Below are 26,434 nucleotides of genomic sequence, written 5' to 3'. Positions count from 1 at the left end.
CCGGAGCGTCCCTGCGCCCGCGCTGCTCGACATGCACGCGTCGATCATGTCATGGGGGTCCCCGAGAACCCGCTGACGACCCCGTTAGGGTGGAGGTGTGGGTCTGATCTCGGATGGGAAGAAGGCCGTCGGTCTCGTGCGCAAGGCGGTTCGTCACCGCTCGGCCGTCCGGGATGTGCGGCGGGCGCTCGCCTCGGCGCCGCAGCATCCGCCGTTCCACTACCGGGTCGCCGTGTACTTCGCCGATGGCGTGGTCAACATGTACCAGATGAGGCAGTGGTACAAGCCGCTCGCGGACATCGCCCGGACCTGGCCGGTCGTGGTGCTCAGCCGCGCCGCGACCGGCGCGCAAGCGCTTCTCGCCGACGGTGCGCTTCCCGTCGCGTTCGTCCCCACGATCCGCGACCTCGAGCGGTTCATCGCCCAGCAGGACATCCGCGTCGTCCTGTACGTCAACCAGAACACGCGGAACTTCCAGATGTTCCGGTACGGGCGGCGCTGGCACGTCTTCATCAACCACGGCGAGTCCGACAAGATGTACATGACGACCAACCAGTACAAGGCGTACGACTACGCGTTCATCGCCGGGGACGCCGCGCGGGAGCGGCTGTCGCGCGTGCTGTGGGACTACGACGTCGACCGCCGTGCCATCCAGATCGGGCGCCCGCAGGCCGACCACTACTCCGGAACGCTGCCGTACCGCCCGGATGAGCGGACGGTCGTGCTCTACGCGCCCACCTGGGAGGGGGACCGACCCTCGGCGCACTACGGGTCGGTGCGGTCGCACGGGGAGGCGCTGGTGGCGGCGCTGCTGGCCAGCGGCCGCCACCGCGTGATCTATCGGCCCCACCCGCGCTCTGGCGTCGTGGACCCGGAGTACGGTGCTGCCAACCGCCGCATCATCGCCGCGCTGTCCGCCGCCAATGCGGCCGATCCCTCGGCGCAGCACGTCTACGACGACGGCCCCGAGCTCGGCTGGCAGCTCGCGGCGGCCGACGTCGCGATCGTCGACATCTCGGCGATGGTCTACGACCGGCTCGCGGCCGACAAGCCGCTGCTCATCACGCGCCCGGTCGACCCCGCCGCCGCCATCGACACGCACGGATACCTGTCTGCGTGCGAGTGGCTGGATGCGGCCGACGCGGGATCGGTCGTGGAAGAGACCGAACGGGTGCACGGCGATCCCGAGTCGGTCCAGCGCCTGGAGCACTGGGTGCGCCACTACTTCGGCGACACGACCCCCGGAGCGGCCTCCGCGCGCTTCCGCGACGCGATTCAGCGGCTGATGGGCGAGTGGGATGCCTGGTACGCACGTTCCGTCGACGAGTCCACGGAGGACGAGCCGGACCCGGACGAGGCCGAGTTCGACGACGGCGTCGAGGGGTGACCCTCAGGGCGGTCCACCAGCCGCGTGATCGCGCGCAGGGGGATCGCCACCCACGTCGGGCGGTTCCGGGCTTCGTAGATCGCCTCGTACACCGCCTTGTCGAGCTCCAGAGCTTCCAGCAGTGCGTTCCCGGCATCGAGATCGACGCCTGACCGCTCGGCGTAGCCGGCGAGGAAGGCCCGGCGGGCGCCGCCCGCCCAGCCGCTGACGAGCTGGGGTGAGCGCTGGGGTTCGTCCCGCCGCAGGGACCCGGCCACGTAGTCGAAGGACCTCAGCATCCCGGCGACGTCGCGCAGCGCCAGGTCCGGTCGGCGCCGCTCGGCCATCGGCCGCAGCGGCTCGCCCTCGAAATCCAGCAGCACCCAGCCGCGCACGGGGACCTGCATCACCTGGCCGAGGTGGAGGTCACCGTGGATGCGCTGCAGAGGCGGCCAGTCGACCTCCAGGGCCCGCTGGAATACCGCTTCGGCGGCATCGCGTCGGCCGGCGACGTCGGGGACCTCGGCGATGGCGGTGGTGAGGCGACGTCGCCACGTCTGAGCGGTGTTCTCCCGATCCGCCGGGCCGGCCGGTCGGGTCGGGAACCGCTCGGCGAGGGCCACGTGCACTTCCGCGGTCGCCGCGCCGAGTTCGCGCGCGCGGTCGGAGAAATCCTCGCCACGGGCGGCCGCCTGCAGTGCCACCCGCCAGGCGTCCTGGACGTCGGGCAGGAACTCCTGCGCGAACGCGAGGGAGCCGGTGACGGAGCCGTGGGCCGTCTCGAGGTCCGGCCAGGAGCCGTCCACCCAGCCGACCGTGCGCGGCACGCGCGTCGAGCCGGCGCCGGCGAGGGCGGTCTGCAGCTCGATGTCGGGATTCAGACCCGGATGCAGCTGCCGGTACACCTTGCAGATGACCGGCGTCCCGTCGCCCTCGTAGATGATCGAGGTGTTGGACTGCTCGCCGCTGAGCACGCGTGCCGGTACCTTCTGCTGCGGGCTCGACGCGGCGACCGCACGCCCGATGACCCTGGTCTGAGGCCCGGCCGCGGTGCCGCCGCCGGCGACCAGGCGCAGCAGCGCCTCCGCGTACGCCGGGTCGAAGGGGCCGTCGATGAGCGTCGTCCCGGGAGTCGGGCTGCCGATGATGCGCTCGGGATCGGCCTCGACCGCCTCGGTGGCCCGAGCCACCACAGGGATCTGGTACAGCACGGAGGGAAGGGCGCCCTCATCCGCGACGAGATACGTGCGCGCGTGGACGTCTCCGACGTCCGAGGGGAGGTCCCACCAGGACACCAGCCGAAGGCTCGGCGGACGCCCCTTCGCGGCGTACCACCGCTGTCGCGGCATCCACGCCGCCAGGCACGCCAGGGTGCTGTCCATAGGTGAAGAGTAGGGCTCGACGCGTTCCGCTGTCGACAGCTCGATGGAAGCGCTTGCATGCACCCGCTTCCGGCAGGGCGATGTGCGCCGGAGCCGACTCAGTCCTCGTCGCCGGGCTCCTGCGGCTCGGCGACGGGCGTCGCCGGTGGGACGGCGAGGACGACCGACTCCACCGTTCCGCCGCCGGAGCCGATGGCGCCGAAGCCTATGCCGGCTGCGTCCACCGGTGGCCCGTCGGCGAGTCGCTCCGCCGCGGACTCCGGCTCCGCCGGCTCGGAGGGCAGTCCCGCCCACTCGACGGGATCGCTCTGACGCTGACCGAACAGACCCATGGGACCATTCTCACCCGCGAGTGCGGCTGCGCCGGGCTCAACCGGCGGGTTCGCCCGTGCCCGGCTCGCCGCCCGGATCCGCAGGCTGCTCCCCGCGCCCCCGACGGCGCACCACCTTGCCGCCCAGGCGGCCGACGCTCGCGGCCCCGCGACCGATCGCCGTGGCACCGCGTCCGACACCGCGGACGACGACTTCACCGGCCCGCCGGATGCCGCGCCCGGCCGCGTGCTCGAGGCGGAGCGTTCCGGGCTTCGGCTCGAGCTCCTCGGGAAGGGCGGCAGGCGGGACCCCGAACGCACGACGGGCGTTCACCAGGACGCGCCGGCCGAGGATGTTGTTGCCTGCGCCGCCGATCGCGGCGCCGATCCCGAAAGGAAGCGCCTTGCCGATCCAGGAGGCGCCGCCGCGGGCGGCGAACTGGTGGATGAAGGCGGACTTGAGGCGGTCCACGAGCGGTCCGACAGCTGCCCTCGGCAGCGTCTTGGTCACGAGCTCGCCCCAGTACTTGTCGCGGGTCGGCCCTCGACCGGCGACCTGTCTCGCCAGCTGCGCGACGAGGTCGACGCCTTCCTTTCCCAGCATGAGCGCCAGCACCAACGCGCGTGCGCGATCAGGATCGGCGACCGGGATGCCGTGAACCTCGGCGACGGACTGTGCGAACAGCGCCGTCGCCTCGAGGAAGCCGACCGTCTCGGCGCCGCTGAGGGCGAGGGTGACCCCCGTGCCGATACCGGGGACCACCGCGGTCGCACCCACAGCCGCCCCGCCCGTGGTCACCGCGGTCAGGTAGCGGCGCTCCAGGATGCGCACGATATCGCCGGTGTAGGCATCCGGATGCCGCAGACGGATGCTGCGGAGGTGGGCCAGGACGACCGGACGCTGGATGGCGAGGACCCGGTCGAGCGCCCGGATCGTGCGCGGATGCTCGGGGGAGCCGGCCGGCGGCAGGCCGCCCTGCCACGGCGAGCCGTCGGGCAGCGAGTGGATGCGTTGCACCTCGTCGGTCATCGGCTGATCCTATGCGGATGCGCCTGAGCGTCCGCCCGGGGTTGACATCCGGCCGGACCGGCGTGGCGCGGCTGTCAGACGAAGAGGTTCGCCCGCTCCAGATCCTCGGCGAAGTCGACCTCGACCGCATACAGGTCGGAGATGTCCAGCGGCTCCAGCAGCACGCCGTCCTCAGCGATCGCGAGCTCCAGGCCGCGCTCGAAGTAGTCCTGGTCGTCGACGCGGGTGAGCTGGCGGATGAACGCCTTCTTGTCGCGACTGGAGATGTAGTTGATGCCCACGGCCTCGCCGATGCCGCCCTTGACGGTCTTGGACAGCTCCTTGATGAATCCCTCGGGCGTGACGGTGTACTTCACCTCTTCGTCGCTCACCTTCGCGGTGTTGACGGTGACGAAGGACTGGTCGCGATCGATGAGATCGATGGCGCGGCCGAGCACGCGAGGGTCGAACACCACGTCGCCGTTCATCCACAGCACGCCGCCCCGGCCGGTCTTCGACAGAGCGCGAAGCAGGCTCTTGGACGTGTTGGTCTGGTCGTAGCGGTCGTTGTAGACGTAGTCGACGTCGGGGAAGGCCTCGACGATCGTCTCGGCGCGGTAGCCCACGACCGTCGTGATCCTGGCGTCGTCGCCGAATGCGGCACGGATGTTGTCATGCTGCTGCTGCATGATGCTGCGGCCGTCGCTCAGCTCCGTGAGCGGCTTGGGAAGGCTGCGTCCGAGGCGCGAGCCCATTCCGGCTGCGAGGATAACGGTCTGAAGGGTCAAAGTCTGCTCCTGAGTGCGTGGTTCACTGTCGGTTCACCGACACGACACCCCTTCGTGCCCTACCGATGGTAGCGATGGCTTCTGGGAGGGTGCAGAATCTGCGCCGCCCGTTGCGCGATCGTGACATTGGGTGTAGGAGTGCCACGCGGCGAAATCGACTGCCCACGATCAGTGCCCCTTGATACGTTTGATCGGTGACAGCCTCCCTCCCGGTGCCGAATGACGTCGATCCGGAAGAGCCGGACCGTCACTCCAGCGCGGAGGTCGTTCCGCTTCCGGCAGGCGCGACGCCGTCTGCGGCGCCGCGCAAGCCCCGGCCGCGGGGTTCGAAGTCCGCGAAGAAGGGCGCCCCGCGTGGCGGCGGGAAAGGCGAGGTCAAGCCAGGTCCCGAGGCGCCCCGGACGCCGCCGGCCATCCCCGGCCCGCCGCCCCCGTTGCCCGGAGACCTCGAGATCACGGCCTCCGCGGCGGCGGACATCATCATTCCGCCCAAGCCCCCGCTTCCGGTGGACCTGTGTCCCGTCGAGGAGCCCGTCGAGGCGGAGGCCCCCGCCGCGATCGCGGAAGCGGTCGACGTCGAGGAGCCCGCCCAGGGCGCGCAACCGACCGCCATCGACCAGCCGGTCGTGGCCGAAGAGCCCGTCGAGGTCGAGGAGCCGGTCGCAGGGGAAGCGGCTGTCGCGGTGGCGGCGCCCGCCGCGGTCGAGGGACCCGTCGAGGTCGAGGGACCCGTCGAGGCCGAGGAGCCCGTCGAGGAGCCGACCTCGACCGCCGTCGACCGGCCCGCCGACCCCGGAACGTCGGCTGAGACCGATGTCCGCCCGGAGGCCGCCGCGGCCGCAGCGCTCGAGCTCGACCAGCCGGCCGACGCCCTCTCGGACGTCCTGACCGAGACCGAGGTCGCAACCGCGACCGCCGTCGAGGCCGGCACCCAGGTGGTGGAGAAGGTCGCTCCGGCCAGTCCCGCCGCCACGGCGGACGACGTGCTGGTGATGCGCGGCGTCAGCAAGAGCTTCGGCGGCACGCCCGCTGTCGACGCGATCGACCTCACGGTGCCCGCCGGCACGTTCTACGGCCTGGTGGGCCCGAACGGGGCCGGCAAGACCACGACCCTCTCGATGATCGCGGGCCTTCTGGTCCCGGACCGGGGGACGATCCGGGTCGGGGGAGTCGACGCGCGCTCCAAGCCGCTCGCCGCGAAGAAGCTCATGGGCGTGCTGCCCGATCGCCTCCGCACGTTCGATCGCCTTACCGGGCGCCAGCTGCTCTACTACTACGGCGTGCTGCGCGGCCTGTCCGCCGCGGTGGTCGAGAGCAGGACGGCGGACCTCGCGCGGGCCTTCGACATCGGCGACGCGCTGGGTCGCCGGGTGTCGGACTACTCGGCAGGCATGCTGAAGAAGGTCATGCTCGCCGGTGCGATGATCCACTCGCCGCGCCTGCTGGTGCTGGACGAGCCGTTCGAAGCGGTCGATCCCGTCTCGAGCGCCGTCATCCTCGACATCCTCTCGGCCTACGTGTCGCACGGCGGCACCGTGATCCTCTCGAGCCACGGCATGGAGCTGGTCGAGCGCGTGTGCTCGCGCGTGGCCGTCATCGTGGCCGGCCAGGTCCTCGCCGAAGGCACCGTCGACGAGGTGCGCGGCGAGCTCACGCTGGAGCAGCGCTTCGTCGAGCTCGCCGGCGGACTCAGCGACGTGGAGGGCCTGGAGTGGCTGCACACATTCTCCGGCTGAGACTGGCGCTGCTGGTCGGCGCGCTGCGCGGTGACGCGCGCCAGGTCACGCGCACCGTGATCGCGCTCGTCGTGGTGGCCGCCGCGACGGTCGCGGCCTGCGCGGCTCTCCTCACGCTGAGGGATGCCTCAGACGACGTGCTGTTCGCCGTCACGGTGCTCGGGGGAGCCGCCGTGACGCTCGGCTTCGCTCTGGCGCCCATCATCGCTGCCGCCGAGGACCCTCTGGACCCGCGCCGGCTGGCGCTCGTGCCGGCACATCGCGGCCTGCTCGCCGCCGTGCTCGTCGTGGCGGGACTGCTCACCGTTCCGATCCTCGCGCTCCTCGCGGTCGCCGTGTGCGCCGGGGTCGCGTGGACCGCGCACGGCGCCGCCCCGGCGGTCGTCGTCGCCGGGGTCGCACTCGGCATCCTCACGTGCACGCTTCTGGCGCGCGTCTGCATGGCTCTGGCCGCGCTGTTCATCCGCGAGCGGCGGTCACGCGAGCTCACCGGTGTCTTCGTCATCGCCGTGCTCGTGGTCGTCGTGCCGGTCGGCGTGTTCCTGGCATCCCTGGAGTGGCGCGGCGCCGTGCCGATCCAGCTGCTCGAGGCGGTGTCGGTGCTCGGTCGCACACCGCTCGGCGCCGCCTGGGCCCTGCCCGCTGCCGTGACCGCGGGAAACGATGACGCGTGGATCGTCGCGCTCGTCGCCGTCGGAACCGTGGTCGTCCTCGCTCTCGCGTGGGCATGGGCCGTCACACGTCTGACGACCACGACCGAACGCCCCAGCGCGGAGCGCGACCGTGGCGGCATCGGCTGGTTCGGCGTCGCGCCCGGGACGGCGGGCGGAGCGATCGCCGCTCGCAGCCTCGTGTACGCGTTCGGCGATCCGCGCTACGTCGTCAACGCGCTCATCATCCCGGTCGCCGCCGCAGTCACCGCAGTGCCGCTGCTGGTCGCCGGGGTGCCTGCCGAGATCGTCGCGCTGGTCCCCGTCCCCTTCGCCGCACTCTTCCTCGGATGGCTGCCGCACAACGACCTCGCGTACGACTCGACGGCGGTGTGGATGCACATCGCCAGCGGCGTCCGCGGCGTGTCGGACCGCGTCGGGCGCCTCGTGCCGGTGCTGCTGCTGGGCATCCCCCTGCTGGCGGTGGCGATCCCCGTCGTCATCTCGATGCACGGGCGCTGGGCGATGCTGCCGGCGATGGTGGGGGTGTGCGCGTCGCTGTTCCTCGCGGGACTCGGGCTGTCCAGTGTGGCGTCGGTCGTCGCACCTTATGCGGTCTCGCGGCCGGGTGAGAGCCCGTTCCAGCAGCCGCAGCGCACCTCGTCGACCGGCGCGATCGCGCAGGCCGTCGTCATGCTCGGCGCGCTGGCGGCGACGGCTCCGGTGCTGTGGTGGTCGTGGCTCGCGCTCCAGGGCGATGCGGATGCCGCGACGACCGCACTGTGGGGCGGCCTCGGCATCGGCGCCGGCGTCCTCATCGTCGGGGTCGCCATAGGCTCGTTCGTCTTCGAGCGGCGCGGGGGTCGGCTCATGGAGTTCGCCGAGTCCACGTGACGGCGCCTCCGGACCCACCGGCGATGCCGCCCGGCTACACTGGCAGACCATGAGCACTCCCCTCGAAGGTCCGGATCAGGGCGGACTGGCGACCCTCGACCGCGAGCTCGAAGAGCTCATCCGCGAGGAGAACATCGAGCCCGGAGACCACGAGCGCTTCTCGCACTACGTGAAGAAGGACAAGATCCTGGAGTCCGCGATCACCGGCAAGCCGGTGCGGGCGCTGTGCGGCAAGAAGTGGACGCCGGGGCGCGACCCCGAGAAGTTCCCGATCTGCCCCACGTGCAAGGAGATCTACGAGTCCTTGGGCGGCTGACCCGCCGCGCCGAGCCGGGGGCTCGGTCCCGACTCACTCGGCGTCGACGTAGACCGTCGGGATCGCGGGGTCGGAGCGGCTGAGCGCGAGCCCGCGCACCGGCAGCTCCTCACGCACGCGCGCGTGATGTGCGCGCGCGGCCTGGACGCCTGCGACGCCCTCGAACGAGGCGTCCGTCTCACCGTCGACGATGAGCGGAACCTGCAGTGCCCGCGCGTCGGGGTGCGACGCGGCGGTGTGCAGCTCCTCGAAGCCGTCGGAGGCCGCGATGAGCTCGCTGGTGGCCGTGCCGTCGTCGAGGGTGCGGAATGCCGCTTTGCGGCCTCCCTTGGACCCCTTGTCGGTCGACGCCTTCGCGACGGCGACCCAACCGCCCGCGGCATCCTGCCGTGCCACGAGCTTGTACACCATGCCCGCGGTGGGCGAACCGGATCCGGTCACGACGGACGTCCCGACGCCGTAGGCGTCCACGGGAGAGGCGGCGAGGGCCGCGATGGCGTACTCGTCGAGGTCGCTGGTCACCGTTATGCGGGTGCCGGTCGCGCCGAGCCGGTCCAGCTGTGCGCGCACCTCCGCCGCGACGGTGGGCAGATCTCCCGAGTCGATGCGCACGCCGCCGAGCGACGTGCCGGCCACGCGCACCGCGGTGGCGACCCCCTCGCGGATGTCGTAGGTGTCCACGAGCAGCGCCGTCCCGGGCCCGAGGGCGTCGACCTGCGCTCGGAACGCCGCCTCTTCGCTGTCGTGCAGCAGCGTCCATGAGTGCGCGGCGGTGCCCATCGTCGGGATGCCCCATCGGCGGCCCGCCTCGAGGTTGGAGGTGGCGCTGAACCCGGCGATGTACGCCGCCCGCGCGGCGGAGACCGCAGAGGACTCCGCCGCGCGGCGGGAGCCCATCTCGGCGAGCGGCCGGTCGCCGGCGGCGATGCTCATGCGCGCGGCGGCGGTGGCCACGGCCGAGTCGTGATTCAGCACGCTCAGCGCGAGGGTCTCGAGCACGACCGCTTCGGCGAACGTGCCCTCGATCGTGAGGATCGGCGAGCCGGGGAAGTACAGCTCGCCCTCGCGGTACCCGGTGATCGTGCCGGTGAAGCGGTAGCCCTCGAGGAAGTCCAGCGTGGCGGCATCCACCACGTTCTCGTCACGCAGGAACCGCAGCTCGTCCGCGCCGAAGCGGAAATCGCGGATGAGCTGCAGCAGGCGGCCGGTGCCGGCGACCACGCCGAACCGGCGGGCGCCCGGGAGCCGGCGTGCGAACAGCTCGAAGACGCAGCGCCGATCGGCGGTGCCGTCGCGCAGCGCCGCGTCCACCATGGTGAGCTCATAGCGGTCCGTCAGCAGCGCGGTCGACGCGCCGCCGTCGTGAGCTTTCCCGAAGATCATGCGGGTCAGCCTACTGAGCGTCTGGCGTAGGCTGGATCATCGTGACCCTTCGAGAGGCTCTGGGCGGCGCTGACCTGCCCATCGGGATCTTCGACTCCGGGGTCGGCGGACTCACGGTGGCGCGCGCGGTGTCGGCGCAACTGCCGCGCGAGTCGATCCTCTACATCGGCGACACCGCGCGCTCGCCGTACGGGCCGAAGCCGATCGCCGACGTGCGGCGCTACTCGCTCGAGATCCTGGACTCCCTGGTCGATCAGGGCGTGAAGATGCTCGTGATCGCGTGCAACACCGCCTCCGCGGCGATGCTGCGCGATGCCCGCGAGCGCTACAGCGTGCCGGTCGTCGAGGTGATCGGCCCCGCCGTCCGCACCGCGATGTCCACCACGCGCAACGGGCGGATCGGCGTGATCGGCACGACGGGCACGATCAGCTCGGGTGCGTACCAGGACATGCTCGAGGTGAACGAGCGGCTGACCGTCTTCGCGCAGGCGTGCCCGCGCTTCGTCGAATTCGTCGAAGCGGGCATCACCGATTCGCCCGAGGTGCTCGCGGTGGCCGAGGAGTACCTCGCGCCGCTGCGCCACGCCGGTGTGGACACCCTCGTCCTCGGCTGCACGCACTATCCGTTCCTCGAGGGCGCCATCAGCTACGTCATGGGCCCCGACGTCAGCCTCGTCTCCAGCGACACCGAGACCGCGAAGGACGTCTACCGTCAGCTGGTCTCGCGCGACCTGCTCGCGGGGCCGGATGCCGCGCCCACCCACGTGTACGAGGCCACCGGCGCGTCCGCCGACGAGTTCCTGCAGCTGGCGCACCGGCTCATGGGCCGGGAGGTGAGCGCCGTCCGCCTGGTGCAGACCGGCGCCATCGACCTTCCCGCGCGCTCGGCGTGAGGCATCCGTGTCCCGAAATCCCGCTCCCGTGTCCCGATTCCTCGCTTCGAAGCGCCTTCGTTGTCGTTCTCTCGGGACATGGTCCGCCTCTGAGGAGAGAAATGCCTGACATCACCCGCGCCGATGGTCGTGCCGTCGACGAGCTCCGCCCCGTCACGATCGAACGGGGGTGGAGCGCCCAGGCCGAAGGATCGGCCCTGATCTCCTTCGGTGGCACCAAGGTGCTGTGCACGGCCTCGTTCACCAACGGCGTACCCCGGTGGCTCACCGGCAAGGGCAAAGGCTGGGTCACCGCGGAGTACGCGATGCTGCCGCGCGCCACCAACGAGCGCAACGACCGCGAGAGCGTCAAGGGCCGCATCGGCGGTCGCACGCATGAGATCTCCCGGCTCATCGGCCGCGCCCTGCGCGCGGTCGTGGACACCAAGGCGCTGGGTGAGAACACCATCGTGATCGACTGCGACGTGCTGCAGGCCGACGGCGGAACCCGCACGGCGGCGATCACGGGGGCGTTCGTGGCACTGGCGGATGCCATCGAGTGGGGCCGCGGCAAGAAGTTCATCGCGCAGAAGTCCCAGGTGCTGATCGACTCCGTCTCCGCCGTGTCGGTGGGCATCATCGACGGGGAGCCGATGCTCGACCTCGCGTACGTCGAGGACGTGCGCGCCGAGACCGACATGAACATCGTCGTGACCGGCCGCGGTCTGTTCGTCGAGGTGCAGGGCACCGCCGAGGGCGCGCCCTTCGACAAGCGCGAGCTCGACGCGCTGCTGGAGCTCGGGCTCGCCGGCTGCGGGTCGCTGCGGGACCTCCAGGCGGCCGCATTGGCGGGGGAGTGACCGATGCCGGGCCGCGTCGTTCTCGCCACGCACAACCCGCACAAGGTCGAGGAGTTCCAGGCCATCGTGGCGGCCACGCGGCCGGACCTCGAGGTCGTCGGCTACGACGGTCCTGAGCCGGTCGAGGACGGCGTCACGTTCGCCCAGAACGCTCTCATCAAGGCCCGCGCCGCCGCCGCGCACACGGGGCTTCCCGCCCTGGCGGATGACTCGGGCATCTGCGTGGACGTCCTCGGCGGCGCGCCGGGGGTCTTCTCGGCGTACTGGGCAGGACACGCGAAGAATGCCTCCGCGAACCTCAACCTCCTCCTGGACCAGCTCTCCGACATCCGGGATCCCCACCGCACCGCCCGGTTCGTCTCGACGATCGCGCTCGTCGTCCCCGGCGATGCCGGCCGAGAGAGCGTCGTCGAGGGCGTCTGGCCCGGACGCCTGGCGACACGGCCGTCGGGATCCGGTGGGTTCGGGTACGACCCGATCTTCATCCCCGACGAGCAGCCGACGGACACCGAGCGGACGGTGGGCGAGTGGAGCGCAGACGAGAAGAATGCGGTCTCTCACCGCTCGCGGGCCTTCGCCGCGCTGGCACCACTGCTCACACGGCTCTGACGTCGCGCTCCGCGTGGACGAGCGGCAGCTCGAGGGTCGCCTGCCCGTCGCCGAGGTGGATCTCGCAGACCGCACGGGGATCGGACCGATAGAGCGCCGGGAACGAGCCCCACAGCGGATTGCGCGGCGAGAGCTGCCGGCCGCCGATGTGCAGGCGCAGCTGGTCGCCCGCGCGGAAGAAGGTCGATGACGGCGAGAGTTCGATCTCGACGTCGCGCGGCTCGGCGGCCGCGGGGACCCGCATCGTGCCGGTAGCGATGAAGTCGCGGCCGAATCCGTACGAACCCTCGAACGGCACGAACCGTCCGCCGCTCCACTTCGACACCGCCGCGAACAGCGACAGCGGCACTCTCCGGGACGATGTCACGCGAAGCCGCAGCCGTATGTCGCCGGTGATCTCGATATCGTCCTCGAAGGTCCACGAGAAGGTCGCCGCCCGCCGTCTCGTCGGGAACGACACCGCCGACCCGGCGCCGGCCGGCGCGCCGGCGAGCGCACCGCCCGCCTGGAGGTGAAGAGTGAGGGGATCCGAGGCCGGCGGCCACTGGTCGGCCGCACGCACCTCGTGGACGGCATCCCGGCTCTCACGCACTTCGAGCCGCACCCGGGGCAGCTCCCGGGGAAGGCCCTTGAGGTGCCGCTCCAGGAAGGCCAGCTGGGATGCCTTCGCCTCATCGCCGTAGAAGGTCGCCCACTTGCCTCCGCGATGGGTGTAAAGGTGACGCTCCGGCGACGACACGTCCGTGAACGCCCGGAATGAACCACGGGAATGCAGATTCGCGTCCGAGAAGCTGCCGCACACGAGCATCGGGACCTCGATGCGTGCCAACTGGGGAACGAGCGACTGCCACCACGCGTCCTCCATGGGGCGGGATGCCGTTTCCACAGCGATGTCCGGGACCGTGCGGGTCGCGCGTCGGACGAGCGTCGTCCACAGCCGCGAGAACCCGATCTCGCGCACGCCGCCGGGGTAGAACAGATCGCGGTACGGGTCGGTGAAGCCCTCCCAGGGCACGATGGCGCGCAGATGCGGCGGCCGCGTGGCTGCCGCCTTGTACTGGGAGATCGCGAGATACGACACTCCCAGCATCGCCACACCACCGTCGCACCAGGGCTGGGAACCGATCCATTCGATCGCCTCGTGGATGTCGTCCGCTTCCGCGTCGCTCAAGAGCGACCCGACACCGTCGGAGCGGCCGGCGCCGCGGAGGTCGAGGTTCACCACGGCGAATCCTCGCGGCACCCACCACGCGGGGTCCGGTGCCTCCCAGCTCGTCTGATCGGAGATCCGGATGCGCGCGGTCTGCCGCAGCATCCGGAACTGCGGATTGATCCGCCAGCCGGTTCTGGTGCGCCGGGGGAGCGCGTCCTTGCCGTACGGGTGTGCGCACAGGATCGCCGGGTGGCTCCCGCCTCGGCTCGGTAGATACACGTTGGCGCGCAGGACGACGCCGTCGCGCATCGGGATCTCGACGTCCTCGAGCTTGCGGACGTCGGCATTCAGCGGCGTCACGGTCACCGGAGGGCGCAGGATGCCGCGGACGCGATCGAGGGCGTATCGTGGCGCGCCGCTGCGGTGCCACGGGCGGTCGGTGCTCGGGAAGCGGCGAGGTCGAGCCATCACGGCGCGACGCTACCACCCGCGGCGGTCCGGAAGTGAGAATCACACTCATTCCCGACATGGCGGAAGTCCCTCGAGGCGCGTGTGCCCGGACGTACCCTTGGCCCATGCACGATCACGCGCCGACCGGAATCCGAGGCGCCGGCCATCGCCGGCTCCTCGCGATCTCGCTGGGCATCACCGCGGGATCGATGATCGTGCAGATCGTCGGCGCGGCGCTGTCGGGCTCGCTGGCGCTCCTCGCCGACGCCGCCCACATGTTCACCGACGCCGCCGCTCTCGTGATCGCGCTGATCGCGAGCGGCGTGGCTGCCCGACCGGCCAATGAGCGGCGCACGTTCGGCTATCAGCGTGCCGAGGTGTTCGGCGCCCTCGTCAACGGCGTCATCCTGATCCTGCTGTCGGTGTGGGTCGCGGTCGAGGGCGTCACGCGGCTGCTCCGCCCGGACGATGTCGAGGTCGCGGGCGGTCTCATGCTCGTCGTGGCGATCGTCGGACTCGTCGCCAACGCCGTCGCGCTGTGGCTGCTGAGCGCCGCGCAACAGCACAGCATCAACGTGCGGGGTGCGTACCTCGAAGTGCTCGGCGACCTGATCGGCTCGGTCGCCGTCATCGTCGCGGCCATCGTCGTGATCGGGACCGGCTGGGGCAGAGCCGACGCGATCGCGTCGCTGTTCATCGCGGCTCTGCTCGTCCCGAGGGCGGTCAAGCTCCTCGGCGAAGTGGTCTCGGTCCTGGCGGAATCGGTGCCTCAAGGCACGCACGTGCGCGAGATCCGCGACCACATCCTCGCCACGCCCGGCGTCGTCGGAGCGCACGACGTGCACGTGTGGCAGCTGACGCGGGGCGCGCCGGTGTTCACGGCGCATGTCGTGGTGGATGACGCTGCACTGCGCGACGGCAAGGCCGCGGAGATCCTCAGCGAGCTGCAGGGGTGCCTGTCGAAGCACTTCGACGTGGAGCACTCGACCTTCCAGCTCGAACCGGCGGGCCACGTCGAGCACGACGCGCACGCGTGATGCGTCTCCTTCCGCTGCGGTCGCTCGACGACCGGACGGAACGCGCCTCAGTCCTCGCGGCGCACTTCCTCCGGCCGCTTGTCGGGTCGCAGGCCGCGCCAGCGCGGGTGGCGCAGGATGCCGCCGGGCGTGAATTCGCCGTACTCCACCTCGCCGACGAGCTCCGGCTTCACCCACAGCGCGTCGCGGGCGTCGAGCGGTGGCACCCCGACGAGGGGGCTCTGCTCCGTCCGCAGCGGGTCGAGCTTCTTCAGCAGCGCAGCCAGCGCGCTGTCGCTGAAGCCGGTGCCCACCCGGCCGGCGTAGCGCAGACCGTCCTCGCCGGGGATGCCGAGCAGCAGTGAGCCGAAGGTCGTGCTGCGGCCGCCCTTCCCCGGACGGATGCCGGCGATCACCACTTCCTGCGTGCTCGTGATCTTGACCTTGAGCCAGTCGTCCGACCGCTGGCCCCGGCGGTAGCGGGAACCGGGGTTCTTCACGACGATGCCCTCCAGGCGCAGCTGGGTGCTGGCCTCGAGCGCGGCATCGACGTCGTCGAACACCGGCGGCACGGTGATGGCGTCCACCACCGAAGCGGCGACCTCCTCGAGCTCCGGTCGCCGTTCGCGCAGGCTGTCACCCGTCAGGTCGCGCTCGCCGCGAGAGAGGACGTCGAAGAGGTAGTAGTGCACCGGCGTCCGCCGGGCCTCACGCGCGATGTCGCCGGCGCGCTCGAGGTTCATACGGGTCTGCAGCAGCGGGAAGCTCGGCCGGCCGCTCGGCTCGAGGGCGACCAATTCGCCGTCGACGACGGCAGGCTCGTGGCCGAAGCCCGCGTCCACCGCGGTCAGCTCGGGGTAGCGGTGGGTGATGTCGTTGCCGCTGCGCGCGAAGAGTCGCAGCCGTTCGCCGTTCCACACCCCGATCGCGCGGATGCCGTCCCACTTCGCCTCGACCCACGCCGGATCACCCCACCGGCGTGCGGCCTGGCGCGCGAGCGGCGGCGTCGACGACGTCGCGAGCATGGGCCGCAGGTCGTCCATCGCCGGAGACGCCGCGCCGGCGGCCGGCGCCGCGTCCGCTTCGCGTGCGGCTCGGGCCGTCGTGGCAGTCGCCTCGCCCGAGGCATCCGTCCCGGCGGCACGCCGTTCCCTCGTGCGCCGTCCCGGCTCGCTCGCGGCGCCGTTCGATCCTGCCGGCGGCGCCGCGCTCGCCGTCTCCGGCCCGGCGCGCGCGCGACGCGCCTTCGCGGCGGGGCGCGGCTCGTCGGCCTGTGGGCTGGGTTCGACGGGGATGCCGTCCGGCTGAGGGCGGCCCTCGGCGTCGGTCTTCATCCGGTGCAGCAGCCAGCTGGACTTCTCGCCCTCGCCCTCCGTCCGGATCAGCGCCAGCCGGACGCGGCCGAGCGGGCCGCCGGGGCGGCCTTCGAGCGTCGCGATGATCTCGTCGTCCCGCCACTTCTCCAGCTCGTAGCGGCCGTCGTCCCAGATGGTGACCGTGCCGCCGCCGTACTCGCCCGCGGGGATCGTGCCCTCGAACGTGGCGTACTCCATCGGGTGGTCCTCGGTCTGGACGGCGAGGTTGTTCCGCTTGTACGAGTGCGGCACGCCGCGGGGGACCGCCCAGCTGACCAGTACGCCGTCGTGCTCGAGGCGGAAGTCCCAGTGCAGACGGGTGGCGTGGTGCTCCTGGATGACGAACCGCGGCTTCTCGTCGTGCGGTGTGGCGCCCAGCGGGTTGGCCGGAACCGGCTCGGGGGTGCGGTCGGCGCTGCGCTTGGCGATGTACGCCGACAGCGGTCCGTTCTCGGCTTCCCGCCCGCCCGCGTGGAACCCCAGCGGCGCGATCGGGTCGCCGATCGCCTGGACGCGCTCGAGCACCTCGGTGAACTGCAGGTGACGCAGGTCGGGCTCCGCGATCTCATCCCACGTGCGCGGTGCCGCGACGGTGGGGTGCGAGCGCCCTCGCAGCGAGTACGGGGCGATCGTCGTCTTCGACCCGTTGTTCTGGCTCCAGTCGATGAGGACCTTGCCGTGCCGTTGCGACTTCTTCATGCTGCTGACCACGAGGTCGGGATGGTCGGCCTCGATGGCCCGGGCCAGCTCGTTCGCGAGCGCGGATGCCTGCTCGGTGGACTGCCCCGGTGGCAGCGCCGTGTACAGGTGGATGCCCTTGCTGCCGCTGGTGACGGGATAGGGGTCGAGACCCATGCCGACGAGGATGGTGCGGGCCCAGCCCGCCACGATCGCGCACTCCGGGAGACCGACGCCCGGCCCCGGATCGAGGTCGAGCACGAGCCGGTCGGCGTATCCGCGGCTGCCGTCGGGCGCGAACCGCCACTGCGGCACGTGCAGTTCCAGGCTCGCCACCTGCGCGAGGTACACGAGGGTCGGTACGTCGCCGACCAGCGGGTAGTCCTTCGGACCCGACGAGTGAGGGATCGGCATCCGCCGCACCCACGAGGGCGCACCGCGCTCGAGGTCCTTGGCGAAGAACACCATGCCGGGCTCGTCCTCGGTGCCCACGCCGTCGGGCCAGCGCTTGCGGGTGACCGGCCGCCCGATCACGTGGGGGATCATCACCTCGGCCACGCGCGTGTAGTACTCGATGACCTCGCCCTTGGTGGTGCCGGTCTCGGGGTAGAGGACCTTGTCCAGGTTGGTGATGCGCAGGCGCCTGCCGCCGATGCGCACCAGCTGCTCACCGGACCCCCGCACGCGCGCATCGGCCATAGGCCCATCCTGCCGTGTCGCGCAAGTCCCGGCGTGCGGGCTAGCCCTGGGCGGTGCGTCCGGTGTGTACTGGTGCGATGAGGGCGATCTGGAAGGGTGCGCTGACGTTCGGGCTCGTGAACGTCCCCGTCAAGGTGTACTCGGCGACCGAGGATCACGACGTTCCGCTGCACCAGGTTCACAACAAGGACGGCGGCCGCATCCGCTACCAGCGGATCTGCGAGATCGATGGCGAGGTCGTGCCGTACTCGGATATCGACAAGGCGTACGACGACGGCGATAAGACCGTCGTGCTGACCAAGGAGGACCTGGCCTCCCTGCCGGCTGAGAAGAGCCGCGAGATCGACGTGGTCGAGTTCGTCCCGAGCGAGCAGATCGACCTGCTCACGCTCGATCGCGCGTACTACCTCGAGCCCGACTCGGCGTCGCCGAAGGCGTACGTGCTGCTGCGCAAGACGCTCGAGCAGACCGACCGCACCGCGATCGTGCGGTTCTCGCTGCGCCAGAAGACGCGGCTGGCCGCGCTGCGCGTGCGCGGGGACGTCCTCGTGCTTCAGACGCTGCTGTGGGCCGACGAGGTGAGGGAAGCGGCGTTCCCGTCGCTGGATGAGAGCGTGCGCATCTCGGCGAAGGAGCTGGAGCTGTCGGCATCCCTCGTGGAGAGCTTCGCGAGCGACTTCGACCCCGAGGAGTTCAAGGACGAGTACCAGGAGGAGCTGCGCACCCTCATCGAGGCGAAGCTGAAGCAGGGCGACGCGGTCGACACCGCCGAGACGTTCGGCGATCACGAGGAGGAGGAGACCGGCGGCGAGGTCATCGACCTCATGGCGGCGCTGCGGGCGAGCGTCGAGAAGTCGCGCGCAGCACGCGAGGGCGGCTCGACGTCGTCCGGCGGCGCCTCCGCGAAGAAGAAGGATGCCGAACCGGCCGCCAAGAAGTCCTCGGGCTCGTCGTCGTCCAAGAAGACGACAGCGAAGAAGCCTGCCGCGAAGAAGAAGGCCTCCTGACGGCGTCGTGACCGCCGCTTACGCCTTGGGGGCGTCGCCTTCGCGGTGCTCGGGGCCGCGGTCGAACACCTCGGGATCCAGCACGAGCGCTTGCGCCTCGTCGGGATCGACCACCACATCCTCACCTGCGGCGGCCGCCAGCCGGGCCTTGCGGCGCTCGGCGAGATAGTGCCAGACGACGAAGATGAGAGTGCCGGCGACCGCCGCGAGCAGGATCACGTCGATGTAGTCGGTGACGAACTGGCCGACGAGCGGGATGAAGCCGATGGCGTAGCCGATCATGGTGAGCCCGAAGCCCCAGATCACCGCGCCGATGAAGTTGTAGAGGCTGTACCGACGCCACGGCATGTGGCCGACGCCGGCCGCGACAGGCGCGAAGGTGCGCACGATGGGGACGAAGCGGGCGAGGATGATGGTGAGCCCGCCGTACTTCTGGAAGAACGCGTTGGTGCGTTCGACATTGCGGCGGCTGAACACGCCGGATTCCTTGCGCTCGAAGACTGCGGGGCCGCCCTTGTGCCCGATGAGGTAGCCGACTTCACCGCCGATGAAGGCTGAGAAGCCGATGAGCAGCGCGACGACCCATGCCGGCACCCCGAAGACGCCGTTCGGTGCCACCTCGGTCGAATGCGACAGCAGTCCCGCCATGATCAGCAGCGTGTCGCCGGGAAGCAGGAAGCCGACGAGAAGGCCGGTCTCGGCGAAGACGATGAAGCACACCACGAGGAGGGCCCAGGGGCCGGCGGCGGCGATGATGGCGGCGGGATCCAGCCAGGGAATGAGGGCGATCTGGTGCACGGAGGTTCCCGTCGGTCATGTCGGTCGGCGGTCGGTCGCGAAGTAGTGCTCGCGTGCGGAAGGTGGGACTTGAACCCACACGCCCGAAGGCACAGGAACCTAAATCCTGCGTGTCTGCCAGTTTCACCACTCCCGCGAGTGGTGTCAGTCTACTGACGAGCCTGCACCGCCGCTGGAGGGTCAGCCCCCGGGACGGACGGGAAGTCCCAGGTCAGCGACCCTGATGACGGATGCCGAACAGGAAGTACGAGGCCGGGCCGATCCAGTTGACGAGGATCGCCGGAATCCACACGGGCTTCGGCCCTCGCACCTGCGCGGGGTCTCGCAGCGCCAGGTCCCAGAACGCCAGGAGGGCGAACGCGACCTGCACGATGCCGGCGAGGCTCAGACCCGCCTTCATCCGCGGCGTCAGAGCCATCCTCGTCATGGCCGCCGTCGCTCCTTCCGCGCCCATGGTGGTCCGCACGTCGTTCGTCGTTGCCCGTGTGCTCATCGCCGTCCCTTTCGCTCGTGCTCCCATCCTGCCCGCCCCGTGCGGTTCGCGCACCTGCCGACTGCGGGGACCTGCCGCCCGCGTCGGCCAGGCCGATGCCGGCCGACCGGGTAGCCTGACGGGTGGCGGGAGGCTGCGTTCACAGCGCGGGGGAGATCTGCACCGCCGGGACGGGTGATATCTGTGCGTGAGGCGGTGTTTCGTCGTGCCGTGCGCGGCGTCGGGATGGGGGTCAGTGCCCTCCTGGTGGCTGCGGGACTGACCGTCGCAGCCAACAGTGCCAGCGTCCCTCCTGCAGCCGCGGCGCAGAACCCCACCTCCTGCGCAGGCGGGGTCGCTCTCATCAACGGCGGATTCGAGACACCCCTCGCGCCGGCCGGCTCGTGGGACCTCTTCGATCAGGCACAGGTCCCGGGGTGGAGCACGACCGATATCCGTGGCCAGATCGAGCTGTGGAGCACCGGCTTCAACGGCGTCCCCGCCGCAGCGGGCCGGCAGTTCGCCGAGCTCAACGCCAACAGCCCCAGCCGGCTCTACCAGGACGTCGCGACGACGCCCGGCCAGACGCTCTCCTGGTCGCTGAAGCACCGCGGGCGCAGCGGGACCGATGTGATGCGCGTCGTCATCGGCGCGCCTGGCGGCGCGCTCACCCAGTCCGGCCCGAACCTGTCCGACGGCACGACGGCGTGGGGCACCCACACGGGTACGTACACGGTTCCCGCAGGGCAGACCGTCACCCGCTTCGGCTTCGAGGCCGTCAGCTCCGTCGGCGGCCAGGCCGTCGGCAACTTCCTCGACGACATCACCTTCGGCACCGGCCCGTGCCTGATCAGCACCAAGACCGTCACGAACCTCACGCGCACGGGCGCCGCCGCCGAGGTCGGCGATGTGCTGCGCTACACCGTGACGACCCGCAACGACGGCGGCAATCCGGCACTCCAGTCGGTCTCGACCGACGCCCTGCCCGCAGGGCTCGACTTCGTCCCCGGTTCGCTGCGGATCGCAAGCGGTCCCGGCGCCGGCACGCTCACCGACGCGTCCGGTGACGACCGCGGCGAGTACGCCACGGGCACGCGCACCGTCACGGTCCGCCTCGGCGACGCCGCCACGACGACGGCCGGCGGCTCGATCGGGGTCGGCACCACGACCAGCTACACCTTCGACGCGCGCGTCGTCACGACCGCTGCCGACACCACCATCGAGAACGAGGCGCGCGTCACCTTCCGCGACGCCGTCGCGAACCAGACCAGGACCTCCACGACGCAGACCACAGCCACCCCGGTCGGTCCTGCAGCCGACCTCGCCGTGACCAAGACGCTGGACACGGCCCCCTTGATCGCCGGCGAGCCGGTCTCCTTCACCATCACGGCGCGCAACAACGGCCCGCAGACGGGCGCCGGTGTCACCGTGACCGAGACGCTTCCGGAGGGGCTGACCGACGTCACCGTGTCGGGGGCGTCCTGCGTCACCCAAGCCTCAGCGATCACCTGCTCGCTGCCCGATCTCGCCGTCGGTGAGTCGACGATCCTCACTGTCACGGGCACCGCTTCCCCGAGCCTCGACCCGGGGGCGGCGCTGACCAACTCCGCTGCTGTCGCCGGCGCGCGCACCGACCCGGACCCGCGCAACAACACCGCCGTGGCATCCGGGACGATCAGCACCCTGGCGGACGTGTCGATCACGAAGTCGTTCGCGCCGGGAGCGCCGGTCGCAGGCGAGAACGTGACCTACACGCTCACGGCGCGCAACGACGGTCCGTCCGACGCCCGCGACGTCGTGCTCACTGACCCCCTGGACCCGCAGACAACCTATGTCTCGGCGACGGTGGATGGCGAACCTTGCACGTTCGACGGGACGACGGTGCTCTGTCCGGTCGGCACGCTGGCTCCCGGTGCGACCGCCACCGCCACCGTCACGGTCACGCTCGCTCCGGGCGCGAACGCCGTCGTGCAGAACACCGCCGTCGTGACCACCACGACGAGCGACCGCGACCCGTCCGACAACGCCGACTCGATCGGCTTCCGGCCGGTCGTCGAAGCCGACGTCGCCGTGGTGAAGACCGCCTCCCAGCCCGCGGTCGAGGCAGGCGACCCGATCTCGTTCACTCTGACCGTGTCGAACGCGGGTCCCTCGAACGCGACCGACGTCGTGCTCACCGACGCACTTCCGGCCGGGTTCCTGCACACCAGGACGGACGCGCCCTCCGGCGTCGCCTGCGCCACGGACGGACCGGCGATCCGCTGCGTCTGGGACGCGCTCGCCGCCGGGGCCACCCAGAGCGTCACCGTCCACGCGACCGTCGCCGCCGACGCGCCCGCCGGCACGGTCACCAACACCGCGTCGGTGGCCGCACCGGCCGAGGACACGGACACCTCGAACAACTCCGACTCGGCCGACGTCGAGGTCACCCAGAGCGCCGACATCCGTATCGCCAAGTCGGCGTCCCCCGCGACGGGCGTTCCCGGGGAGGCGCAGGACTTCGTGCTGACCGTCACCAACGACGGCCCGTCGCTCGCCCGCGGCGTGCGCATCACCGACCCGCTTCCGGCGGGGTACTCGGTGACCGGAACCGATCCTCGCTGCGCGGTCCTCTCGGGTGTCCTCGAGTGCCAGGTCGGCGACGTCGCACCCGGCACCACCGCCCAGGTCACAGTGACCGGCACGCTCGCCGCGGGACTGACCGGCGTCCTCCGGAACACCGCGACGGCGACGTCCGTCACCCCGGATCCGGACGAGACCGACAACACCGCCGGGGTCGACCTGCCGCTCGCGCCGAGCGCCGACGTGTCCCTGACGAAGACGACCTCGACGCCTCAGGTCGCCCTCGGCGGGACGGTCCGCTACGTCGTGACGGTCCGCAACGACGGCCCCTCGGCCGCCGCAGCGGTCGTCGTGGACGAGAGCCCGGGCGCCGGCATCCGCCTCACCGGCGCCGTGCCGTCGGTGGGCTCGTGGTCCGCCGGCGACGCGCGATGGGATGTCGGCACGCTGATGCCCGGCGGCGAGGCGACCCTCGAGGTCACCGCGGTGGCCGAGGCCGAGGGGACGCTCCCCAACACCGCGACCGCGAGCTCCGCCGCCACCCCCGACCCGGACTCGAGCGACCTCACGGGAACCGCCGAAGTGACGGTGAGCCCGGTCGCCGACCTCTCGATCGTGAAGACCGCGTCGGTGAGTCCCGTGGCGGTCAACGGCGCGATCACCTACACCCTCGCGGTCCGGAACCAGGGCCCGAGCGTCGCGGCTCAGGTGGTCGTCACGGATGCGATCCCGGCCGAGCTCATCGACGCCAGCACGACCAGTCCCGGCTGCACCATCACCGACGGCGTCCTCACCTGCACGACGGCATCCCTTGCTGTCGACGCCACGGTGGAGCACCGCTTCACGGCGACGGTCGACCCGGCGACGGGGTCGGCGTCGGTGGCGAACTCCGCACAGGTGTCGAGCACGACGCCGGATGCCGACACGGCGGACAACTCCTCGACCGTGATCACTCCGGTGACCGGCACACCTCAGGTCGAGCTGATCAAGTCGGGCGCCGCACCGGTGGACGCAGGCGGGGACGGCCGGATCGGCGCCGGCGACACGGTCGCCTACACCTTCACCGTGCGCAACACCGGTCCGACCGTGCTCTCCTCGATCGTTCTCGACGACCCGCTGCTCGGCGGGACGGTGCCGTGCGCCGCGCTCGCGGGTGTCACGCTGCCGCCCGGCGGTCAGGTCGTATGCGCCCCGGTGACGTACACGCTCACGCAGGACGACGTCGACGCCGGATCCGTGCGCAACGAGGCGTCCGTCACGGCACAGTCGCCGCGGGGTGAGGCCGAGGACGACGCGGCCGCGAACGTGACCGTTCCGCGCGTGAACGGGATCAGCCTCGCCAAGGCGGCGACGGCACCGGTCGATGTCGACGGCGACGGCGAGATCGGCGCGGGCGACGCCATCGACTACTCGTTCACCGTGGAGAACACCGGCACGACCACGCTGACGGGTGCCGCGATCACCGACCCGCTGCTCGGCGGCGCGGTGACCTGCGCGGAGCTCGACGCCGCATCGCTCGAGCCGGGTGGCAGTCTCGTCTGCGGGCCGGTGCGGTACGCGCTCACGCAGCAGGACATCGACGCCGCCCTCGTGGAGAACTCCGCCTCTGTCACCGCCTCGTCGCCCGAAGGCAGCGTCAGCGACACCGCCGACGCGGACGTGACGGTCGAGGGAACCGATGCGGTCGAGCTGGTCAAGACGGCGGGCGCGGTCATCGACGCCGACGGGGACGGGCGCATCGGCGCGGGGGACGAGGTTCCCTACACGTTCACCGTCCGCAACATCGGCACGACGACCCTCGACAGCGCCTCCATCGCCGACCCGCTTCTCGGCGGAGCGCTGGACTGCCCCGCGCTCGCCGGCGCGACGCTCGCGCCCGGGGATGCCGTCGACTGCGGTCCGCTGTCGTACACGCTGACGCAGGACGACATCGAGGCCGGCGCGGTGCGCAACGAGGCGGCGGTGACGGCGACGGGCGTCGCGGGCGTGGTGACGGACGACGCATCCGCCGAGCTGCTCATCGAAGGCGCGGCGGAGGTCGCGCTGACGAAGACGGCCGGCACGCCCGTCGACGCCACCGACGACGGACGCATCGGCGCCGGTGACACCGTCGAGTACGGCTTCACCATCCGCAACACCGGGACGACCGTGCTCAGCGGCCTCGAACTGGCCGACCCTCTGCTCGGCGGCACCGTCGAGTGCGCCGTGCTCGAAGGGCGCGAGCTGCTGCCGGGCGACGAGGTCGCGTGCGGGCCCGTCACCTACGCCCTCACGCAGGAGGACGTGGACGCGCAGCTCGTGCACAACGAGGCCACCGTGACCGCGCAGTCCCGCAACGGGGAGGTCGTCGACACCGCGACGGCGGACGTCGAGGTGCTGGGCACGGACGGACTGGCCCTGCGGAAATCGGCGGGTGCGATCGTCGACGCGAACGGCAGCGGACGCACCGACGCGGGCGACACGATCGCCTACACGTTCGCCGTCGAGAACACCGGCACCACGACGGTGACGGGTCTCGCCGTCTCGGATCCCCGGCTCAGCGGGGAGGTCGTGTGCGGGGCGACGAGGCTGGCACCGGGCGAGCTGACCGTGTGCGAGGCCGCTCCGGCCGCGCTCACGCAGGCCGAGATCGACGCGGGCGAGATCGTCAACACCGCCACCGCGTGGGCGACCGGGCCGGGCGACACCGTCGGGGAGGCGGAGGACTCGATTACCACGCCGATCGCCGCGCAGCCGGCCGCCGCGCTGCACAAGACCGGCGGCGACTACGCCGACGCCGACGCCGACGGCTCGATCAGCGCGGGCGACACCGTGCGCTTCGGATTCGTCGTCACCAACACCGGAGCCGTCACGCTCACCGGCATCGTCATCGACGACCCCAAGCTCGGGCGAGAGGTCGCCTGCGACATCCCCGACCTCGCACCCGGTGAGTCTGCCCAATGCGGACCGGTGTCGTACGCCATCACGGCGGCGGAGGCCGCCGCGGGGTCGGTGACGAACGCCGCGACCGTGACCGCGGACGCGGCCGGGGCCACGGTCAGCGCCGCCGCATCGGTGACCGTCGACCTGTCGCTGCTGGCGATCACCGGTGGCGTCATCTCGACGCTGCCGTGGGCGCTCGCGCTGCTCGCCGCCGGGGTCGTCGTGCTTCTGCTCTCCCGTTGGCGACGCATGCGCCAGGCCTGACACGACTGCGGCCCGACACGACATCGCGCCGGATCGAGCACGACGGGGATGTCCTGCGAGCGGCCTCAGACCGGTGCGGAGAGCCGAGCGGACGAGGGCGGACGTGGCGCAGGCCGCGCCGAGAGCGTGGCGATCCCGACGACGACCCACGCGACACCGAGCGGGACCGCGGAGAGCACCTGATCGGTCTGCGCGTTGAACCCTACGCAGGTCACGGAAGCCAGGGTGAGCAGAATCCCCAGCCAGGGGCGCAGCCACCGGCCGAGCAGCGCGGCGAGACCCGCCGCGATACTGCCGAAGACGGGCAGCGCTCTGGCCAGCGAGTCGGAGTCGTGCAGCCACCAGAGCGGCGATCCGCCCCTCGTCACGGCGTTCATCAGGAGCCCCAGAACGGCCGCGGCGACACCTGCGGAGGTCAGGATGAGAGCTGCCCGCCGTAAGGCGGCTCCCCTGGCACCGGGTCGGTCGCCGAGGGTGAACATGCCGGCGGCGATGCAGGCCACCGCGATGGCGAACAGCCACAGCAGGTCCTCGGTGGGTCGGTGCGGGCCGCTCGAACCGCACTGGTCCGCGACGCAGCCGGCGGGCCGAGAGAAGAGCAGCATGGCGTGAGCAGCCCAGGCTGCCCCTCCCGCCGTCCACACGGCGCCGGCGCCGAGCGTCCGACCTCTTCCGTTGCGCGAGGACGAGACAGGGATCGTCACGACAGCCGCTGCGGGAAGTGCCTGACCGCGCAGGACCGGAGTTCGTTCATGGCCGTCAAGGCTAGCCGTCGGGGCGAGGTCGGTGCGGGAGGATTCGCCGTCCCTGAGGTCTCCGGGTGCGTTCTCCTGCTCCGACTCGGCGCCGCCACGACGGCCCTGTGGATAACTCCGGGCGACC

The 26,434-nt window shown here is 71.3% G+C and carries 20 protein-coding genes and 1 tRNA gene; 10 read left to right on the top strand and 11 right to left on the bottom strand.

Going from position 1 to position 26,434, the window contains the following annotated elements; genetic code table 11:
• Window positions 1–97 precede the first annotated feature (97 nt).
• Entirely contained in the window at window positions 98–1,387 is a 1,290-nt protein-coding gene (locus AC5RVZ_RS17070) for a CDP-glycerol glycerophosphotransferase family protein (RefSeq protein WP_494066947.1), read from the top strand.
• Here the strand turns inward: AC5RVZ_RS17070 and AC5RVZ_RS17065 are convergent.
• The 4 genes from AC5RVZ_RS17065 to AC5RVZ_RS17050 form a co-directional block, all read right to left on the bottom strand.
• On the bottom strand, window positions 1,276–2,748 hold the full coding sequence (locus AC5RVZ_RS17065; protein WP_494066946.1) for a maltokinase N-terminal cap-like domain-containing protein: 1,473 nt from the start codon (window positions 2,746–2,748) through the stop codon (window positions 1,276–1,278). The two genes, AC5RVZ_RS17070 and AC5RVZ_RS17065, sit on opposite strands and share 112 nt — an antisense overlap.
• 98 nt (window positions 2,749–2,846) lie before the next feature.
• Window positions 2,847–3,080, bottom strand: coding sequence for a hypothetical protein (locus AC5RVZ_RS17060; protein ID WP_494066945.1), 234 nt, complete (start codon window positions 3,078–3,080; stop codon window positions 2,847–2,849).
• A 37-nt stretch (window positions 3,081–3,117) separates the two neighbouring features.
• Complete coding sequence (locus AC5RVZ_RS17055; RefSeq protein WP_494066944.1) at window positions 3,118–4,089, bottom strand: hypothetical protein; 972 nt, start codon at window positions 4,087–4,089, stop codon at window positions 3,118–3,120.
• A gap of 74 nt (window positions 4,090–4,163) precedes the next feature.
• Window positions 4,164–4,856 (bottom strand): phosphocholine cytidylyltransferase family protein, encoded by a 693-nt coding sequence (locus tag AC5RVZ_RS17050; RefSeq protein WP_494066943.1) that lies wholly within the window; start codon window positions 4,854–4,856, stop codon window positions 4,164–4,166.
• Between the two features lie 194 nt (window positions 4,857–5,050).
• Here AC5RVZ_RS17050 and AC5RVZ_RS17045 point away from each other — a divergent pair, with 194 nt between their 5' ends.
• From AC5RVZ_RS17045 to AC5RVZ_RS17035, 3 genes are read left to right on the top strand one after another with little or no spacing between them, the layout of a single operon-like run.
• Window positions 5,051–6,592, top strand: a complete 1,542-nt coding sequence (locus AC5RVZ_RS17045; protein WP_494066942.1) for an ABC transporter ATP-binding protein — start codon at window positions 5,051–5,053, stop codon at window positions 6,590–6,592.
• Window positions 6,568–8,136 carry a hypothetical protein gene (locus tag AC5RVZ_RS17040; RefSeq protein ID WP_494066941.1) on the top strand — a complete coding sequence of 523 codons (1,569 nt, stop codon included), beginning with the start codon at window positions 6,568–6,570 and terminating at the stop codon, window positions 8,134–8,136. The genes AC5RVZ_RS17045 and AC5RVZ_RS17040 overlap by 25 nt, the downstream gene beginning before the upstream one ends.
• A gap of 49 nt (window positions 8,137–8,185) precedes the next feature.
• The gene (locus AC5RVZ_RS17035) at window positions 8,186–8,452 is read left to right on the top strand and encodes a DUF3039 domain-containing protein (RefSeq protein WP_494066940.1); all 267 of its coding nucleotides are present in this window, start codon (window positions 8,186–8,188) and stop codon (window positions 8,450–8,452) included.
• A 33-nt stretch (window positions 8,453–8,485) separates the two neighbouring features.
• Here AC5RVZ_RS17035 and AC5RVZ_RS17030 read toward each other — a convergent pair whose 3' ends face one another.
• Window positions 8,486–9,835, bottom strand: coding sequence for a nicotinate phosphoribosyltransferase (locus tag AC5RVZ_RS17030; protein WP_494066939.1), 1,350 nt, complete (start codon window positions 9,833–9,835; stop codon window positions 8,486–8,488).
• Window positions 9,836–9,876: 41 nt separating this feature from the next.
• Here AC5RVZ_RS17030 and murI point away from each other — a divergent pair, with 41 nt between their 5' ends.
• The 3 genes from murI (at window position 9,877) to rdgB (ending at window position 12,176) form a co-directional block, all read left to right on the top strand.
• The gene (gene murI / locus AC5RVZ_RS17025; RefSeq protein ID WP_494066938.1) at window positions 9,877–10,728 is read left to right on the top strand and encodes a glutamate racemase; all 852 of its coding nucleotides are present in this window, start codon (window positions 9,877–9,879) and stop codon (window positions 10,726–10,728) included.
• A gap of 101 nt (window positions 10,729–10,829) precedes the next feature.
• Window positions 10,830–11,567 carry a ribonuclease PH gene (gene rph, locus AC5RVZ_RS17020; protein ID WP_494066937.1) on the top strand — a complete coding sequence of 246 codons (738 nt, stop codon included), beginning with the start codon at window positions 10,830–10,832 and terminating at the stop codon, window positions 11,565–11,567.
• 3 nt (window positions 11,568–11,570) lie between these two features.
• The gene (rdgB, locus tag AC5RVZ_RS17015; RefSeq protein ID WP_494066936.1) at window positions 11,571–12,176 is read left to right on the top strand and encodes an RdgB/HAM1 family non-canonical purine NTP pyrophosphatase; all 606 of its coding nucleotides are present in this window, start codon (window positions 11,571–11,573) and stop codon (window positions 12,174–12,176) included.
• On the opposite strand, the gene AC5RVZ_RS17010 is transcribed toward rdgB, so the two are convergent.
• Window positions 12,163–13,797 (bottom strand): CocE/NonD family hydrolase, encoded by a 1,635-nt coding sequence (locus AC5RVZ_RS17010; RefSeq protein ID WP_494067007.1) that lies wholly within the window; start codon window positions 13,795–13,797, stop codon window positions 12,163–12,165. The two genes, rdgB and AC5RVZ_RS17010, sit on opposite strands and share 14 nt — an antisense overlap.
• 107 nt (window positions 13,798–13,904) lie before the next feature.
• Here AC5RVZ_RS17010 and AC5RVZ_RS17005 point away from each other — a divergent pair, with 107 nt between their 5' ends.
• A complete protein-coding gene (locus AC5RVZ_RS17005) occupies window positions 13,905–14,816 on the top strand; it encodes a cation diffusion facilitator family transporter (RefSeq protein WP_494066935.1) in 912 nt (303 codons plus the stop codon).
• A gap of 47 nt (window positions 14,817–14,863) precedes the next feature.
• Here AC5RVZ_RS17005 and AC5RVZ_RS17000 read toward each other — a convergent pair whose 3' ends face one another.
• Window positions 14,864–17,527, bottom strand: a complete 2,664-nt coding sequence (locus AC5RVZ_RS17000) for an ATP-dependent DNA ligase (protein ID WP_494066934.1) — start codon at window positions 17,525–17,527, stop codon at window positions 14,864–14,866.
• Window positions 17,528–17,604: 77 nt separating this feature from the next.
• Here AC5RVZ_RS17000 and ku point away from each other — a divergent pair, with 77 nt between their 5' ends.
• Window positions 17,605–18,534 carry a non-homologous end joining protein Ku gene (ku, locus tag AC5RVZ_RS16995; RefSeq protein ID WP_494066933.1) on the top strand — a complete coding sequence of 310 codons (930 nt, stop codon included), beginning with the start codon at window positions 17,605–17,607 and terminating at the stop codon, window positions 18,532–18,534.
• An 18-nt stretch (window positions 18,535–18,552) separates the two neighbouring features.
• Here the strand turns inward: ku and AC5RVZ_RS16990 are convergent, their stop codons facing one another.
• The 3 genes from AC5RVZ_RS16990 to AC5RVZ_RS16980 form a co-directional block, all read right to left on the bottom strand.
• Window positions 18,553–19,332: a DedA family protein gene (locus AC5RVZ_RS16990; protein ID WP_494066932.1), complete on the bottom strand. Its 780-nt coding sequence runs from the start codon at window positions 19,330–19,332 to the stop codon at window positions 18,553–18,555.
• 54 nt (window positions 19,333–19,386) lie between these two features.
• Window positions 19,387–19,468: transfer RNA gene (locus AC5RVZ_RS16985), tRNA-Leu, on the bottom strand.
• A 75-nt stretch (window positions 19,469–19,543) separates the two neighbouring features.
• Entirely contained in the window at window positions 19,544–19,825 is a 282-nt protein-coding gene (locus AC5RVZ_RS16980; RefSeq protein WP_494066931.1) for a PLDc N-terminal domain-containing protein, read from the bottom strand.
• Window positions 19,826–20,035: 210 nt separating this feature from the next.
• Between AC5RVZ_RS16980 and AC5RVZ_RS16975 the strand changes: the two genes are divergently transcribed.
• Window positions 20,036–25,552: a DUF7507 domain-containing protein gene (locus AC5RVZ_RS16975; protein ID WP_494066930.1), complete on the top strand. Its 5,517-nt coding sequence runs from the start codon at window positions 20,036–20,038 to the stop codon at window positions 25,550–25,552.
• A 65-nt stretch (window positions 25,553–25,617) separates the two neighbouring features.
• Here AC5RVZ_RS16975 and AC5RVZ_RS16970 read toward each other — a convergent pair whose 3' ends face one another.
• Window positions 25,618–26,157 carry a hypothetical protein gene (locus tag AC5RVZ_RS16970; protein WP_494066929.1) on the bottom strand — a complete coding sequence of 180 codons (540 nt, stop codon included), beginning with the start codon at window positions 26,155–26,157 and terminating at the stop codon, window positions 25,618–25,620.
• Window positions 26,158–26,434 lie beyond the last annotated feature (277 nt).

It is taken from the genome of Arthrobacter sp. Cza30, assembly GCF_059090765.1.
This window is presented reverse-complemented; position numbering and strand designations above follow the sequence as displayed.